This is a genomic window from Ohtaekwangia koreensis (assembly GCF_900167975.1).
In the GTDB taxonomy this organism is placed as follows: Bacteria; Bacteroidota; Bacteroidia; order Cytophagales; family Cyclobacteriaceae; genus Ohtaekwangia; species Ohtaekwangia koreensis.
Genome location: NZ_FUZU01000003.1, coordinates 684,559 through 701,420, shown reverse-complemented (window position 1 = coordinate 701,420; position 16,862 = coordinate 684,559). Strand labels below are relative to the sequence as shown.

Below are 16,862 nucleotides of genomic sequence, written 5' to 3'. Positions count from 1 at the left end.
AAGAATTACGGTAATGATCACGAAAATTTTATCAGGAAACTCCCGCCTTAAAACCGATCAGCTTTTTGAACAACTGACCGTTCAGGAGCAAGAAGCGCTCTTAGGGCCTGGCGTTACACATGTGTATAAAAAAGGCGAAATGCTTTTTCGCGATGGAGGTATTCCCACAGGTATATATTACATAAGGTCTGGTGTTGTAAAGAAGTTTAAAACAACTGCCAAAGGAGGGGAGCAAATCTTCTATTTATGTGGTGAGGGGGAGTTAATCGGATATCACGCCCTGCTGGGAGAGGAGTTATACTCCGACTCAGCCGCTACCATTATTGATTCGCAGATCACCTTCATTCCCAAGGATGATTTTGTGAAAGTCCTGCGCAGCTCCGCTACGTTGTCGAATGCATTACTAAAGGCGCTGGGTCATGAGTTTAGCTTGTTTATTAACAGTATAACAAATCTCAGAACGAAATCGGTAAGAGAGCGACTTGCTTTTAACCTCTTGCTGTTGGACATGAAATTTAATTCGTCAAAACAGTCAGATATAGCAAGTGATATACAGTTGTCCCGAACAGATCTTGCTAACTTGGTGGGTACCGCTAAAGAAACGCTGGTACGACAACTACAAGAGTTTAAACGGGAGGGAATCATTGACAAGACGGATAAAACAATTCGTATTGTCGATCGGAAGCGAATTATAAAAGAAGCAAACTTGTTGGGACTCAATCAAAAAAAATCACGAAGCAACATTCCATAATTCGATGGAAGCGGTGCCATTGTATTTTGATTCGATGGATAAGGGAACGCGCAGGGACGACAAAACATGTCAACAAGGCCCAGGCAATCATGGTTTTAAAAAGATCCAAGATTCTGGACCAGAAAAGTCTCCTTGGTTTGCAATACTCATTACGCTTACCGATCGGAAATATTCCTATATACGCAAGAATAAGAAAGTGAGGAATATCCCTTAGACGAAGTAACCGGGTGTTAGTGAGGGAAGTGCTTTATTTTTCGCCCCATGCCTTCATATATACTATATTCAATTTTCCTGCGAATAAGTATTATTAATGATGTTGCCAGGATGAGCGGGGCAGGAAATGCAGAGCCTATCCCCAGTGGGGCAATGCCCAACAGGAAAATAGTACCTGCAAGCATGGCTGCCTTCATTAGCTTGCCGTTATAGAGCAGGAATGCCCCGACAAGGACCTGATAGCATACAAGTATAGATATATAGAGCTCGATGTGCCTGCTGAACGGACCTAGTATTATAGAGCGGTAAAGGCCGCTGGTGGTTAACTCGCCAAACAGTAAGTACAAGTCAGGATTTTTCCAGGCTGTAAAACCATTGAAAGCCGCTGCTCCTATAAATATACCACTTAAAAGCACACGCCCTATATTCGGCCGTATCATGGATATGATAGCGGTGAAGATCGCAATTATGTTGGTGATAATATAGGGGGTAGATGTATAATCAGTTTCCATAAGTATTTGGGTTAGGCGTGTTTTCGGTATGCTGGCTGTGCGCTGTTTCTCACCGTTCAAGCTGGTGTCTGAGCGCAGACACTGACTTCAGGATTGCGTCCTCAAATGAGTTGCATCGCTTAGATGCAAACAAATCATTGCCGGGTACGATGAGCTTAATTTCACAGACCTTGTTGTCTCCTCTGTCTGATTTGTCAAGTTTCATGCACACCTGTGCTTCCAGAATTCTATCATTTAAGAGATGAAGTTTCCGGATATGTTCTTCTGCAAAATTTAGAAGTTTTTCTTGTACATCGAAATGCGGTGTCTGAATTGTTAGTTTCATGGAGTATCCAATTATCAAGTGCTTTAGTCGTTGAACTGTCGTGGTATTAAAGATATATCCTCACTATATCTTATGTAATGACCAATGTCTCTAACGCCAATGATTTTAGTCTTTTTTGATATGCGCACCTCGGTCATGATCATAATCAACTCTTTCGATGATCGACATCATAATACATGCGGTTAGCTCTATATAGTTTCGATCTCCCAATCAATTTTTGCTATGCATGACTCTTTAAGATTTTCCGGGTTGATGTTCATCATGACCATGGCTATGGTAGTGGCGTATACTCCAGTGTTTACTCAGGATAATGCATATACCAGGGAAGATATAAAACATTTTTCGGTAGGTGTTTCAGCGGGTCAGCTGACCGATAATTCCTGGATTGGTCTGGAAGTCACGTTACCTGTCATGCATCATCGCGTAGGCGTGAGGATTACAAGTAGTGTGCATTGGTTGGAAGCTTACAAGGTGCAATTTGATAGATGGGGAGTGTTTTCAATGTTGAGCTCTAGTGTTGTTGTCTACTCCCATATCAATGAACGGAGCCGTTTGTATATAGATTTAGGGCCCGTACTTATTATTCCTCAATCGGGAGTTTCTGAAAAGAAAGTAATAACAGGAGTAAATGCCTTGGTTGGAATTGAGGTGTTTTTACTCCAAACCGGTAACACTAACCTTTGCTATAACTTTGGTATAGGAATTAATTATGCAGATGCCTATGCAGACAAGCTTGAAAACAGCCCTCGTTATAGCAATGGTTTTGTTTTTAGTAACGGCATCCGATTTTATTTTTGAGCTATGTATATACCTGGACAATCTTCAGCGGTTCGTGCTTTAATTTCATTCCATTTATTTGTCTTTGGCCCGAAGATCCATTTCAGTGGAGTATATTTTGTCCGACAACTTATGGGTAAGATCATCGAGGCGATTGGTGGCAAGTCTGAGATAATCCAGCGGTTGACGCAGCGTGTCTGGGACATTAGTATAGGTTTGTATAAGATTGGTTAACCCTATAATACTGCATACCGGACCCCGCACATCGTGGGCAACGATGTGCGCAATGTCTTCCAACACCCGTATATAGCCATCCTTCTGCAGCTCTGCATTTTTACGGTCCGTGATTAACGTACGCAGAGAAAGATAACTGGTGATGACGCGCTCTTCGTTGAAAATGGGAATTATTACTGTATCAACCCAGTAGAGCGTGCCATCTTTTGCACGGTTTAGAATCTCACCGCTCCACCGTTTGCCGGAAGATATAGTTTGCCAGAGTTCTTTAAAAAATTCTCTTGAATGGTACCCTGATCGTACCACGCTGTGATTATGTCCAACAAGCTCTTCCTGGTTATATTTGGAGACCCTCTGAAAATTTTCGTTCGCATAGGTTATCACGCCGTGGGTATCGGTTATAGAAGAAATAATATTTACATCAATCGCATTCCGGTATGCTTTCAGTTGGTTTAGCAAATTCCATTCTGTTGGTGTTCGTTTACTCTCTGCTATATATCCTTCAATAGCAGTCAACTCATTATCGTCATTAAACACGCCAACAAACCAATCGTCAACAATACGAGGTTTCTCAAAGATATCGATTATCTGTAATTGAAGTTTTTCGAGTTTATGAGAGTGCTGCGCAATTTCGATCTTGTGGTCTATGATCTGTTTGTCCGCTGGGGCCAAAAATTGACGATAAAAAGCTGTGGGTTTAAATAGCAATTCGTCCGGGGGTACCCCCAGAAGTGTAGTGACACCTTTGCTCACATAACTGATGGTTATGTGGGGAAGAAGCGTTATCTGGTAGGTTACCCCTGGCAATGCATCCGCCAGGTATAGCAACGGCGATGATATCTTCTGCACAGATTGATCACTCATAGGACATCATGATATATACTTATAAACTTATACTCTGGTTATATGTTTCATGCTACTCTTTCTGGTTACCCTTTGTAGGGTAAATGAACACGGAAAGTAGAGTGCCCCGCTGAGCTTTCAATGCTCATTTTGCCTTGCAGCTTTGTGAGAAGTTGCAGGCATAATTTCAAGCCTAACCCGAGACCATTCTCTCCCTGTGTACCCTTTTCTGAAATGTAGTCACCGGAGAGAATAGCACTAATTTTTGCATTTCCGATACCGATGCCAGAGTTTTGAATTTCGACAATGGAACAATCGTTTTGCTGATATTCACGTATGATAACCTCACCTCCAACCGGTGTGAACTTGATGGCATTCGATATGAGATTTCTGATTACGATAGTAAATATACCCTCATCGGTTAAAATAACTTGGTTGCGTAGCTCAATAGTGACCCGGATGTGTTTACGCTCAATCGTGTCATTGTAAAGGGATAGAATGCTGTTGATTCTATAACTACTATATACTTGCCTATATACTATTTTCGTTTCTTCAAACGAAGATCTGCTCCAATGCAAGGTTGTGTCTAAAAATTCTTGCATCTGAAAAATCTGGTGATTTAATTTTAAAAGGATACTGTTACGCTCATCATCGGTAAGGTTACCGTCCAGCGCGAGCTGAATCACACTAGATAAGTTGCCAAGGGGCGAGCGAAGATCGTGACTTAGAATTGACAGTATGCGATCTTTATTTTCAATCAGCTTTTCCATTTCTTCCTCCTTGCGAATCTCTTTATCGATGTTCATGAAGGCAACAAATTGTATCTCTCCGTGGATGGTTGCTTTTACCTCATACCATTGGTCTACGGAAGATTTTGTATTAATCTTCGCCTGCATGACAATGGCATCAGCTCCGGAATGATTTGCCATACTTTCCTGTTGCTTCCATTCCGAGATAATCAGAGACCTGTATGCGGTATCGGCATAGGCCTTTTCAAACCAACTATCGATCGTAGGAATTTCACACAGGGGAAAACCAATTTCTTCCTCAAAGGCTTTGTTCACAAATATATTCTGACGAACGCCATTGATTAATTCCGATACAAGCAAAGGGTATGGTAGGAAGTTGAAAACCTTTTCCAGATTGATTTTATCCAGCTTTAGCCTGTTGAGTGGTTTAGTCATAGACATAAAGTAGTTTTCAAAATGTTTTTTTTCTACTCAGGAGTGAATTACAAATAAAGGATAATTACAAAAGGCAGTAATCTTCTTGATGAGGCTGTTGTGAAACAAGCGTTGGATAATGTTTCTGTGAACTGAACATAAGACCAATGAGTCGGGTTGATTTCGTACTATATAGCTGTTTATTGCCTGGGCAACATCGTTAGATCGGATCGTACTGTAATCAAAATGTAGGTCCTCGCCATAAAAATTGCCAATGATATATTGGAGCTCTTTTAAATCATCTTCAACGTCCTGGCTATACGCTTCTTCGATCACTTGAAGAATCGTTAGCTTACAGTTGAGAGCCTTGACAATAGGAAGCAGATGGGTTATGGGGAGATGTCTTTCTTTTAAATAGTCGAATGCATATACCATGGTTTTGATCTCGCTGAAGATATAGCCTGACGGTATAAGCAGGAGAGGTGTTTCACTTCGGGCGATGGCATTATAGGTGTTGCTTCCACCGAAGAATTGATACCAATCATCGGCTCCATCGGTGCCCATAACAATGATATCAAAGTTTTTTGCCTTCTCGTGGATTACAGTGCTCAGCTTGCTCGCACTGGATTCAACTTCAGGGTAACAGGATATCTTAAAGGCACGACTCACTTCTGTGCATTGTGTTTCTAATTGCTCGACAGCATTGGTAAGGAGGATTTTTTTTCCTGACACCAGGGATGCCGGGGTAAAGTCAAATACAGATTGAACATGGAGTAAAGTCAGATCTCCCTGAACGATCTGCGCAAGTTTAGCAGCATATGCTATAGCATTCTGCGCGGCTGGGGAGAAGTCGGTCGGACAAAGTATATTCTTTATGTTTTTCATGACATTCAGGTTTAGTTTTTATTGGCCTGTGTGCTGTCTCTTTGTTGCTTTTCCTTTTTCTTAAAATAGGACCTAAACAGAAAGTTATGTTTGAGGGCTTCCATGTTTTCATTAAATCGCTCTGTACCTTGTTCGATGTTGGAGGCACTTTTGAAAAGTTTCTCGCGTAAAAGTGTGTCAGAGAGTATTAATCCTGCTGTGCCTTCTCCTTCCTTCATGTCCTCAACTACATGCCGCAAGTCTTTCATCATTTCTGAAGTCTTCACACTGGCATCCTGAATTTGTTGCAGTGAAGAGTTCAACTGACCGGCAAGTGTTGTATCCATAAAGAGTCGGTTGATAAGGCCATCACCGCTTTGAAATTTTTCAACAATACCGTTGGCGTTTCTGGTAAATGAAGCGGTGCTTTTGCCTGCAATTCTGAAGTCGTGCACAGCTAAACGAAGATCTTGCGTAATGACTGTATCCGACAGCAATGTCCACAGGCTCTCGCTGCGGTTAAGTTTTTCAGTGATCTCATACAGGTTGGTTGAAATCCTGGCGATGTTGTCGTTGGTTGTATTCAGTGTTCTCAACATCTCATCTGTCTCCACAGCTTTTCTGGAGAAGATTATGTCTCCTTCGTGTACCGGTTCCGCATGGCCTGGTTGTGAATTTATATTAATAAGCTTGTTCCCCATCAGTCCATCGGTACCAATGGAAGCAATTGCATTTTTCTTTATAAACGATTTCAGTTTTTCATCGATGAGCATCGTAACGACAATGGCCGTATCATTCTCCACGCTGACGGATTTGACAGTGCCTACATCTATACCCTTGAAGCGAACGTTATTACCGGGCACAAGCCCATTAACGTTACTCACAATTGCCTTTATGATAAATGTGGTCCCCAGCAGGTTACGGTTTTTGCCGATCATATATAGCGTGAATACCAGGAATATAATTCCCGCTACTACAAATAGTCCGACCTTGGCGTTATCGACGGTTTTATTTTTCATGGCTATTCAAAAAATTCCCTGATTCTTGGATCCATAGAGAGCTGAAGATTTTCATAGGTATCCTCAGCATAACACCTGCCATCGATTAGCATGACGACCCGATTTGCCGTTGTATTAATACAATGCATATCGTGTGATATAACTATAGATGAAGTGTTATACTTTTTCTGAACCTCAACAATGAGCTCACTTATTTCGCGCGCTGTAACAGGATCCAGACCAGTGGTAGGTTCATCATAGAGAATGATCGAAGGTCGCAGAATTAAGGTTCGCGCCAGTGCAATTCGCTTACGCATGCCCCCCGAAAGTTCCTCTGGCATCATATCCACGGTATGCGCCAAACCGACATCCTCAAGCACCTCCTGTACTGCAGCCTCCGCCTTGGTTTCTCGCATACCTTTCTCCCAATGTCTTCGCAGCGGAAATTCCAGATTTTCCCGCACCGTCATTGAATCATATAGTGCATTGCTCTGAAAAAGAAAACCTACTCTGGCGCGAAGTATATCCAGCTCATCCTGATTTATCTCATTAACATCGTTGTCAAGTACGATTACTTTTCCATCGTCGGGTTCTATTAAACTAATAATACACTTGATCAAAACCGATTTGCCCGACCCCGATTTTCCCAGCACGGCCAGCGTCTCGCCATTCAATAAAGTCAAGTTTAAATCACGCAATACGTGGTTATCTCCAAAAGATTTATTCAACTTATTTACTTTGATGACAGCCTTATTCATGACGATTCAGGTTAAGCCGAGAAGATCTGTGATCTGAACGGCAATCAGGTCAATGATAAATACAAGTAGCGAGGCGACAACGACCGCAGAGTTCGCCGATCTGCCAACTCCCTCAGTTCCTTTTTTAGAATTATACCCCTTATAACATCCGATAACTCCTATAGCAAATCCAAAGAAAAATGTTTTGATCAACGATGGAAGTACATCGCCAAAACTCAGAGCATTGAAGACTTGCGTCCAGTATAGATGCCAACTAACCTCACCTCGGATGTTTACTCCGAGGTAGCCGCCATATAGCGATACAGCATTAGACAAGCTTGATAGTATAGGAAGCATGAGCGTGGTTGCCAGTATGCGGGTAACGATAAGATATCGAAAGGGATTTGTGCCGGATACATCCATCGCATCGATCTGCTCGGTTACTCGCATAGAACCTAATTCCGCACCCATCCCAGAACCTATTTTGCCTGCGCAGATAAGAGCTGTAATGACGGGTGAGATCTCACGTACCAGCGAGACGGCAACCATAGCCGGCAACAGGGATTCTGCTCCAAATTCAACCAATGTGGGTCTGGATTGAATTGTCAGCACCAACCCCATAATGAAAGCAGTGGTGACCACCAATGGCAAGGACTTGTACCCAACCCAAAAACATTGCCTGAGAAATTCATCAACTTCCTGGTGTTGTTTAAATAGTTCCTTGAAAAACCTGACAGCAAATCTTGCGGTGTCTCCGGTTTCGGTAAGGAATTTGGTGTTTGATTGCGATGCCACGTTAATTATATTTCTATTAGTCAAATATGCCTCATGGACTATTGGGAACTACTGACGATTGTCAATGTGGTTGTATGATAATTATCATACTCATTCTGGAAGTATATATCCCACACCAGCAGTTATGTGTTTGCCATATTGTCCACTATACTACTTTTGATGAAGTCTGTAATTCCTTGCGACGTTGAGTTCCTGTAGCAGTTATCATACCGGTATGGAGTATATTAACTTTTTACATGCTATAGATGTCTTTTGACTTCTCGTGATGCGATAATAGAATTATCACCTGTGATAATATTCTTTCATTATCGTGATTTTCATCACCCCGAGTATTTTGTTTGTGCCGTTACTTTATCATTGTTATGGATGACTAAACCTGCATGCATGGTTTTGATAATTTTCCATAGTTTGTATTGTGATGTATAATTAATGAGAAGTATATACCTAAATAGCAAAGTATGAAAACGCTGATTGTTTACTATTCGTATACCCATAACAACGAAGTGCTTGCCAACGTACTTCAGGAAAAACTAAAATGTGATATTTTTAAAATCGAAGAGGTGAAGAAGCGAAATGCTTTTGCAATCATGTTAGACCTGGTATTCAACAGAATTCCTAAAATCAAGCCACGGCTGTTCGATGTGGGTTCGTATGATCGGTATATATTTGTTGCTCCTATATGGGCAGGTAAAATTGCCTCACCCTTAAAAACTTTTTTAGTTGAAGAGCGATTTTATATAAGTGATTATTCATTTATTACAATCTGTGGGGGACAAACTGATCAAAAAGAAAAGCTGGTAACGAATCTGACTAAAATTTTAGGTCATGAGCCAAGTTTGGTACAAGAACTCTCCATAAATAACCTTCTTTCCGGGGATAAGAAAAATACAATGAAATATACTTCCAGCTACAGAATTCAATCGGATGATATGATAAAGTTTAACGTGGCAATCGATGATTTTCTGCGTGGTGGAAAAGCATCGGATGCACGCGAAAGAAAGGCCGGGTAGAATTTCTGATGTTGTGTATTCCTATCCGTTCTATAGCTCTCAGCAATTGATTGATAATTTATTTGTGTCGAAGCCCTTTACCCTCGGGTATACGTTTGTAGTTCTGCACATGCTGCTGCCTTTTGTCTTTGTGATGTCAGCCGCTTGGGTCAGGCTTTATTCTGGTTACATTGCTTTTTCAATTAGGCAAAATAACTCCTCTTTATAGTCTCTCACCTGGTCGTTGGCGGATTGTAGTTCCTGCATAAGTGCTATGTGTTCTTTAATGTATACCGTATTCAACTCATCTTTGGTCTCCAGCATGTCGGCAAGCTTTTTTTCATGAAGTCGTAGCTTGGCGGCAAGGCTGTCAATTAACTCATCCTTATAGTAGGTGACGATATTTTGGAGATGATGCACCTTCTTATGATCATCATCTGCCGTAAACTTGCCGGCATACTCATCGAGTAGTTTCCGAAAGAACAGCATCTCTTTTTTCCAGAAGGCAGTTGCCGATAGCCACTCCAGAGTTTTCATGTGTTTGGCAAGTAATGAAGGCTGGAGGATATAATTTTTTGTTGTTGCGATAGGGGATATCATAGTTTTGAACTTTAAAATATATAGTCAAGCTACCAGCTATATCTGCGTAATACAATGTTAAAAGTTCTCTACATTCCTGATTAAAGTCAGGTAAATATTATATAGGCTCCATAGCTGCGGTGATCCTATATGCGTTAACACTCGAAGGCTACTCGCCATGCGATAAACATCATGGACGAGTATGACCCTGGTCATGGTTAGAGGTACTTTATTCAACGAACTTTCACGTAGGGTCAATTTTAAATCATGAGAGTCAATTTTTTATTCATAGCTATCATTATACCGCTTGCCGGAATGGCTTTATCAGGTTGCAGTAAAACCACAAGCCAAAAGTCTTCCTCTGCAAGTGAGGCAAGTGAAGTAATCAGCTTTGTTCAAGTACATCATACTACAATGCCAACGGATACAGCCGATGCATGTTATGCCGGACTCAAGGTGCAACTCATCAGAGGTTTTTATGAAAAACGAAGGGAGGAACTCTTTTGGTGCTCGCATGACAAGTTACAGCCTGCCGCAGATTCTCTTATTTACTTTATTAACCATGCACGGTATCATGGATTGTATCCTGATCGGTATCACAGCGGTGAAATACAAAATTTAAAGAATAGATTGCTTACCCCGAGCGATTTTACTCGCATGGAGTCGCTTTTGACAGATGCCTATATTTCCATTGTACAGCATATAGGTAGCGGTCAAACAGCCGTTGCAACTTTCCGGACTGATTCGTTGTCATTGTCCTCTCTTGAGCAAGTCTCCGTGGATGGGAATGTTATTGACGGAATTTCAAGATTTGAGCCTGCACACTTTGGTTATCGCTCACTAAAAAAGGCAATTCGATTATTGATTGATTCCCTCCCAGGAAACCAGCATGAAACTGTGTTATTGCATTTGGCAGATATACCGGAGCAAACGAATAAAGTATTGCAAACACTGGAAGTTAATCTCGAGCGGTGGAGACTGGAGCATATGACAGGCCGCCGGTATATATTCATCAACATTCCGGCCTTTATGCTTTACTTGGTGGAAGACGACTCGGTGATATTTGAATCAAAGGTTATTGTGGGTACTCCCAAGACTCCCACACCCGAAATAAGCAGCAGAATTGAATGCTTGGTAACCTATCCCTATTGGCACATACCGCGCAAAATAGCGGCCGAGGAATACCTGCCGGTAATTCAAAAAGACATTTCCTTTATAACGCGAAACCATATCGATGTCCTTAATAAAGATGGGACCTTGCTAAATCCCGATAGTGTTGACTGGTATAGGTTTAGCAAAAACCATTTTCCCGTGCTGCTGCGACAACGCGAGGGAACGGAGAATTCTCTGGGAATTGTAAAATTCGTTTTTGATAATCCATACGCTATTTTTTTGCATGACACCAACGCCAAGAAATTGTTCAACAGTGAGGTGAGAGCTTTTAGTCACGGTTGTGTTCGCCTCGAAAAAGCAATTGAACTTTCACATTATCTGGTTACAGGTGAGTTGAATAAAAAGTCTCCGAAGATTGTACGTTATCTGAAGGAAGAATCACGCCATACAATAAACCTGTATGATCCTATACCTATTTATATCCGTTACTATACATGTGATTTCCGGGATAACCAGTTCCATGTTTACAAAGATATATATATGGTGGACCACCGAATGACTCATAAACTATATAGCGTATCTTTGAAATGACCTTGTCCGGAATTACCCCAGATGTAAAGTGTATTATTTTTTTACTTGGGGGATATCGAGCATTCATTCATAAGAGTGTTGTTAAACCCAAGATGCTTTTCATACTGTTTTTTGTTAGCTTCGTTTAACAAAATCTTACAGTGGTGGAACAAAAGGTCATTTCTCTTGAAAGTGAGGCTGGTTTCCGTGTTCTCTTTGAGTGTGCTACCGTCAGTATATTGGTTATTAATGAACAAGGAAGTATTGGGCTTGCAAACCCGTGTGCTGAGGGGCTCTTTGCATATTCGCCTGCTGAGTTAATAGGTCAACCCATTGAGGTTCTTTTACCGGATGACCTTCGGGCTCGCCATGCACATCATCGCAGCGGGTATTTCGCTAAGCCCAAAACGCGACCCATGGGATTGGGGATGGAGCTTTACGGGCGTAAAAAAAATGGAGAGGTATTTCCGGTTGCAATAAGCCTTGGACATTACGAGTTAGATGGTGAAACTTTAGCAGTTGCATTTGTAACAGATATAACGGATCAAGTTAAAACCAAAAAACTTGTCGCCGAACGCGAAGCCTGGTTCAGGAGTATGGCAGAAAATTCGCCGGTTATGATTTGGGTTTCCGGCTTGGATAAAAATTGTACTTACTTTAATAATACCTGGCTTGGTTATACAGGCAGACAAATTGAAGAAGAGCTTGGTAGCGGATGGGCAACGGGAATTCTTCCTGAAGACCTCGAACAATGTATGCTCACCTATACGAACGCATTTGATAGAAGACAATCCTTTGTAATGGAGTATAGACTGCGCCGTCATGATGGGCAGTATCGGTGGATTCAGGATGTAGGAAAGCCAACCTACATTGATAATATATTTACCGGTTTTATAGGCTCTTGTTCTGATATACACGACCAGCGTATGATGCAGGAAGAACTTGAACAATTGGTGCAAACCAGAACCGCTGAACTCTATCGGGCACTAGACCGTGAGAAGGAAATGAGCGAACTCAAATCCCGTTTTGTATCCATGGCATCCCATGAGTTCAGAACACCCTTGAGTATTGTTCTGTCGAGTACGTCACTTATTGAACGATACGTAGCATTACAACATGACGAACGTATTCAAAAGCACCTCACCCGTATCAAGTCATCGGTTAGTAATCTTACGAATATCCTCAATGATTTTCTTTCTCTTGATAAACTTGATCAGGGTAAGGTTGAAACGGAATACGATACAATTGATATAGGGCAGTTTATGAACGAAGTAGTAGAGGATGTTCAGGCTACACGCAGGAAAGATCAACAGGTATTGATTCTGCATGAAGGGGATACCAATGTAACAGTGGATCAGAAGAAACTTCGCTATATATTAGTGAACCTGCTGTCGAACTCTATGAAATATTCTCCCGAGGCGTCTGTTGTTACAGTGACATCGACTCTCAATCCGGACGCCCTTATTATAGCGGTAGCAGATCGCGGGATAGGGATTCCGGAAGAGGAACAGAAATATCTCTATAGTAAATTTTTCAGAGCTAAGAACACGGGCAATATACAGGGAACAGGTCTCGGGTTAACGATTGTGAAAAGATATGTTGAAGTGATGGGAGGCGAGATTTCCTGCATAAGCAAACAGGAAGAGGGAACGACCTTCACAGTAAAAATACCGAAAGCTATCTACCCATGAAAACTGTATTAATTATAGAAGACAACCTGGAGATCAGGGAAAACACTGGGGAAATTCTGGAACTCACCGGGTTTACCGTTCTCAGTTCGGACAATGGCCGTCATGGAATTACGCTGGCGGTTGATTCAAAACCTGATGTTATATTATGTGATATTATGATGCCCGGTATAGATGGTTATCAGGTTATCAGGGAATTGAAAGCGAACCCGCTAACAGCGTCCATCCCCTTTATATACATTACTGCCAGTTGTGAAAAGAGCGAGGTAAAACTGGCCATGGACATGGGCGCTTATGGGTATATCCGCAAGCCGTTTGATGTTGATGAACTTGTACAGTTGATTAATACATGTGTTGAATAACAAATCTGGCTCCAACCCCGGATTATAGCAAATAAGAGTACTGGAAAATATACCCTTGTCATACAGGTGCCTGTTTGAGTACTTAAACAATATATACATCTGTTTTAATATTGTGCTTGGTTAATGTTGTTTCCGACTTCCGGTTGTATTTTATGTTGATATAAGACGACAAAAATCTTGGACAGTGCTGATGGCTGTCATCGGTGAATAGTGCGTAGAGGTATACTTTTAAGAAAAAACAAGGAGGTAAATATGAACTTAACAGTAAAAAAAAATGGAGGTCTTCCCGCACTGGTTTCCGATTTCTTCGGCACACCACTATTCGATCGTGATTTCATAGATTTGGAAAGCGATCTTTTTCCTTCACGCCTGGGTATAAATATACCAACGGCAAACGTGACTGAAACGTCCAAAGAATTTAAACTCGAGCTTGCAGCTCCAGGACTGGAACGGAAAGATTTTAACGTCGAAGTCGAGAATCATGTGCTGAGAATCAGCGCCGAGAAAGAAGAAGAAAAGAAGGAGAAGAATGGCGAATATTCCCGGAGAGAATATTCATTCAATTCCTTTATACGATCCTTCAGTTTACCTGACAATGTAAAAGAGGGAAGCATCGATGCTAAGTATGAGAACGGTGTTCTGAAGGTGTCAATTCCTAAAGAGAAAGAAACTCCGGCGAGACCGACACAAAAGGTTGCCGTGTCTTGAGCAGGAGAAAAAACAAAGGGTGGACTTGTACCGCCCTTTGTTTACCAGATTGATGTGATAGATAAATAAGTATATATATATAACTATATGGATACCACGATCTCTGCTTTGTCGGAATTGCAAGAGTTGCTGCGAAGCTCACAGCACAACTCCGCAGCGAGCAAAAAGGTGTTTGTAGGATTTGATGGATTTGTCGATAAGATCAAGCGGGCGGTCATGGAAAAGCAGAATACGCGCACACTATATTTCGACTCGATTCGGGATTTTGCCAATAGAATCCTTCTTGCATGTGGAAAGAGCGGTCAGATTCAAATGGATACACAGCGCGTCAAATTTGGAGGAAACGCGCCAATTCTGGCGGATACGCTTGGTCGATTGGGAATACAAACATACTGCCTGGGAAGTATGGGATACCCGCAGCTGCATCAAGTGTTCTCTGGTATGAATCCGCGGAGTGAAACGATCAGCGTTTTAAATCCGGGGCAAAGTGATGCTATCGAATTTAGCGATGGTAAACTTATATTTTCGGAGCTCGAAGTCTTTGATCAGTATACATGGGAATACATAATAAAAATTGCAGGTATAGAGGCAATTCATAAAGCAATTTCTGACAGTACATTGATTGCATTTGTGGATTGGGCGAACCTGCCACATGCCAGTAATATTTGGGAAGGTATGCTTGAAGATATTATTAAGCCATCGAAGCGAAAGGATTACTTATTCTTCTTTGACTTGTGTGATCCATCAAAGAAAACTACCGAGCAAATTGATGAGGTTCTTGACCTGGTCAGTTCTTTTTCCTGCTATGGAAAAGTAACGCTGGGCCTAAATGAAAATGAAACGCTCAAGATCTATGCAGCCTTACGCGGAATTGACTATATAACCGACAGCCCCGGGCTACCTCCGGTAAAACAGGCAGGCGATTCCCTATATAAATCCATGAACATTGATGCCCTGCTGGTGCATCCTGTTGATCGCTGTATTCTTTTTCACCAGCATGAGGCAAATGAACTCAATGGCCGACTGGTACTCAAACCGAAAGTGTTAACGGGCGGAGGAGACAACCTCAATGCAGGCTACTGCCTTGGAATGCTTTTAGGGTTTTCATCTGCACAATGTATGTTACTTGGGATGGCAGTATCTGGTGCGTATGTCGAAAATGGCTTCAGTGCTGATCTGCAGGGAATCCTACAATATCTTGATATATGGATGGCTGAGCTACTGCAAAAAAATGAACTGTCCCGGCAGCATGTATTCGCTCACCGGCATGAGTAAGATCGCACGGATCGTTAAGGTATATATAGGCTTTTCCTGGAGCTATATAAATTTTCCTGAACTATATATTACACGTCACAAAGTGTCAGGCCATAACGTGAAGAATATAATAAACAGGATAGCTGTCGCCATGATGGAACCCATCGCAAGTGTTACTTTCTTCCTTAATTCCGGAGTTCCCCGCAGTGATGCAATAAGAGTTTTCATCAAGGTATTGCTGAATGTTGCTAGCAGAACAGCCATAGCAGAATGACGGGCAATATGGTCTTGTGATAGTTTAGCGATATTGATTGTAATGGCATCCACATCTGCGAGTCCAGAAATGAAACCCGAAAGAATCAAGCCTTTGTTACCGAGAAGTTTTTCACTGTAGTATACGAGGTAAGCTATAGCAATGTAGAGGAGACCAAATCCAAAGGCATTCAGAATATTCACCGGGTTGCCAAGTTGAATAGGCTTAGCAGCATCAATCGTGGTGTTGTTCTGCTTGATGAAAGTCAGAGAGAAAATCAGTCCCAGGATAAACATGGTTGCGCAGGGCAATATTAGTAATGCAGCGAATGAACGGTTAAAGATCATTGCCACAGCAACAACCCTCAGATACATGATAGACGACGCAAGTGTTATACCAGCAGCATATAACGCAGATTGTGATGGGCCAGACTTTTTGCTTCTCGAAGCAAATGTCCAGGCAACAGCTGTACTTGAAACAATGCCGCCTAACAATGCCGTCAGTAATATACCCTTATTTGTACCGGTATATTTGATAAGCAGATAGCCCACAAAGCTGATGGATGAAACAACAATCACAATAAATCCAGTCTCCTGCGGGTTAAATATGCCGTTTACACCATAATAACGATCTGGCAAAAAAGGGTAGAGAAGAAGACTAAGGACGATGAATTTGATAAATGCAAGAAGTTCGTCTTCGGTGATCTTTAAAACAAATGAGTGAAACTGTCCTTTCAATGTAAGTAACGTAGTCGTTATCACAGTGGCGGCCAGAGATTCTTTAATGAGCTCCTGGGAGGTCATCATTCCCAATATGAAGGTTATAATTAATGAGATTTCCGTGGTTATACCTTGATGGCCTTTTGTCGATCGTACATAGTAGGTAACGGCAATGAAAGCTATAAATGCGATAACTGCTGCAACGATAATCCATATCGAAATATCGCGCCCTATATAAGTAACAATACAACCTAATATGCAGACCAAAGGGAAAGTTCTTATTCCTGCAAAATGATCTTTATCGCTTACCTTCCGGAACTCACGCTCCAAGCCAATGATTAATCCTATACCTGTTGATACAATTAACGAAAGTAGATAAGGCGTAAGAAAAGCACCGATGCTATCTGGCATGAGC

At 41.7% G+C, this 16,862-nt stretch carries 18 protein-coding genes; 8 read left to right on the top strand and 10 right to left on the bottom strand.

The genetic code is table 11. The annotated features are described in order from the left end of the window. Positions 1-13 precede the first annotated feature (13 nt). Positions 14-751, top strand: a complete 738-nt coding sequence (locus tag B5Y40_RS22105; protein WP_079689009.1) for a Crp/Fnr family transcriptional regulator — start codon at positions 14-16, stop codon at positions 749-751. A gap of 230 nt (positions 752-981) precedes the next feature. On the opposite strand, the gene B5Y40_RS22095 is transcribed toward B5Y40_RS22105, so the two are convergent. Both B5Y40_RS22095 and B5Y40_RS22090 read right to left on the bottom strand, forming a co-directional pair. After that, on the bottom strand, positions 982-1,476 hold the full coding sequence (locus tag B5Y40_RS22095) for a hypothetical protein (protein ID WP_143785881.1): 495 nt from the start codon (positions 1,474-1,476) through the stop codon (positions 982-984). A 49-nt stretch (positions 1,477-1,525) separates the two neighbouring features. Then, positions 1,526-1,801, bottom strand: a complete 276-nt coding sequence (locus B5Y40_RS22090) for an HPF/RaiA family ribosome-associated protein (RefSeq protein ID WP_143785880.1) — start codon at positions 1,799-1,801, stop codon at positions 1,526-1,528. Positions 1,802-2,023: 222 nt separating this feature from the next. On the opposite strand from B5Y40_RS22090, the gene B5Y40_RS22085 reads away from it, so the two are divergent. After that, positions 2,024-2,599, top strand: a complete 576-nt coding sequence (locus B5Y40_RS22085; protein ID WP_143785879.1) for a hypothetical protein — start codon at positions 2,024-2,026, stop codon at positions 2,597-2,599. A gap of 54 nt (positions 2,600-2,653) precedes the next feature. On the opposite strand, the gene B5Y40_RS22080 is transcribed toward B5Y40_RS22085, so the two are convergent. The 6 genes from B5Y40_RS22080 to B5Y40_RS22055 form a co-directional block, all read right to left on the bottom strand. Further along, entirely contained in the window at positions 2,654-3,676 is a 1,023-nt protein-coding gene (locus B5Y40_RS22080; RefSeq protein ID WP_079689004.1) for a PAS domain-containing protein, read from the bottom strand. 65 nt (positions 3,677-3,741) lie between these two features. Beyond that, the gene (locus B5Y40_RS22075) at positions 3,742-4,839 is read right to left on the bottom strand and encodes a sensor histidine kinase (RefSeq protein WP_159453778.1); all 1,098 of its coding nucleotides are present in this window, start codon (positions 4,837-4,839) and stop codon (positions 3,742-3,744) included. Between the two features lie 36 nt (positions 4,840-4,875). Continuing rightward, positions 4,876-5,703 carry a universal stress protein gene (locus tag B5Y40_RS22070; protein WP_079689002.1) on the bottom strand — a complete coding sequence of 276 codons (828 nt, stop codon included), beginning with the start codon at positions 5,701-5,703 and terminating at the stop codon, positions 4,876-4,878. A gap of 11 nt (positions 5,704-5,714) precedes the next feature. Then, entirely contained in the window at positions 5,715-6,701 is a 987-nt protein-coding gene (locus B5Y40_RS22065) for an MlaD family protein (protein WP_079689001.1), read from the bottom strand. Positions 6,702-6,703: 2 nt separating this feature from the next. Beyond that, positions 6,704-7,438: an ABC transporter ATP-binding protein gene (locus B5Y40_RS22060; protein WP_079689000.1), complete on the bottom strand. Its 735-nt coding sequence runs from the start codon at positions 7,436-7,438 to the stop codon at positions 6,704-6,706. 6 nt (positions 7,439-7,444) lie between these two features. Beyond that, entirely contained in the window at positions 7,445-8,212 is a 768-nt protein-coding gene (locus tag B5Y40_RS22055) for an MlaE family ABC transporter permease (RefSeq protein WP_079688999.1), read from the bottom strand. Positions 8,213-8,670: 458 nt separating this feature from the next. Here B5Y40_RS22055 and B5Y40_RS22050 point away from each other — a divergent pair, with 458 nt between their 5' ends. Further along, positions 8,671-9,222 carry a flavodoxin family protein gene (locus tag B5Y40_RS22050; RefSeq protein WP_079688998.1) on the top strand — a complete coding sequence of 184 codons (552 nt, stop codon included), beginning with the start codon at positions 8,671-8,673 and terminating at the stop codon, positions 9,220-9,222. Positions 9,223-9,387: 165 nt separating this feature from the next. Here the strand turns inward: B5Y40_RS22050 and B5Y40_RS22045 are convergent, their stop codons facing one another. Then, positions 9,388-9,738, bottom strand: coding sequence for a hypothetical protein (locus B5Y40_RS22045; RefSeq protein WP_143785878.1), 351 nt, complete (start codon positions 9,736-9,738; stop codon positions 9,388-9,390). Positions 9,739-10,047: 309 nt separating this feature from the next. Between B5Y40_RS22045 and B5Y40_RS22040 the strand changes: the two genes are divergently transcribed. The 5 genes from B5Y40_RS22040 to B5Y40_RS22020 all read left to right on the top strand — a co-directional run bounded on the left by B5Y40_RS22040 (position 10,048) and on the right by B5Y40_RS22020 (position 15,496). Next, entirely contained in the window at positions 10,048-11,484 is a 1,437-nt protein-coding gene (locus tag B5Y40_RS22040; RefSeq protein ID WP_079688996.1) for a L,D-transpeptidase family protein, read from the top strand. Positions 11,485-11,624: 140 nt separating this feature from the next. After that, the gene (locus tag B5Y40_RS22035; RefSeq protein WP_079688995.1) at positions 11,625-13,154 is read left to right on the top strand and encodes a sensor histidine kinase; all 1,530 of its coding nucleotides are present in this window, start codon (positions 11,625-11,627) and stop codon (positions 13,152-13,154) included. Beyond that, entirely contained in the window at positions 13,151-13,513 is a 363-nt protein-coding gene (locus B5Y40_RS22030) for a response regulator (RefSeq protein WP_079688994.1), read from the top strand. Before B5Y40_RS22035 ends, B5Y40_RS22030 begins: the two co-directional genes overlap by 4 nt. A gap of 252 nt (positions 13,514-13,765) precedes the next feature. Beyond that, a complete protein-coding gene (locus B5Y40_RS22025; RefSeq protein WP_079688993.1) occupies positions 13,766-14,221 on the top strand; it encodes an Hsp20/alpha crystallin family protein in 456 nt (151 codons plus the stop codon). 87 nt (positions 14,222-14,308) lie between these two features. Then, positions 14,309-15,496: a hypothetical protein gene (locus B5Y40_RS22020; RefSeq protein ID WP_079688992.1), complete on the top strand. Its 1,188-nt coding sequence runs from the start codon at positions 14,309-14,311 to the stop codon at positions 15,494-15,496. A 75-nt stretch (positions 15,497-15,571) separates the two neighbouring features. Here B5Y40_RS22020 and B5Y40_RS22015 read toward each other — a convergent pair whose 3' ends face one another. Beyond that, positions 15,572-16,858 carry an MgtC/SapB family protein gene (locus B5Y40_RS22015; RefSeq protein WP_079688991.1) on the bottom strand — a complete coding sequence of 429 codons (1,287 nt, stop codon included), beginning with the start codon at positions 16,856-16,858 and terminating at the stop codon, positions 15,572-15,574. Between the last annotated feature and the right edge of the window lie 4 nt (positions 16,859-16,862).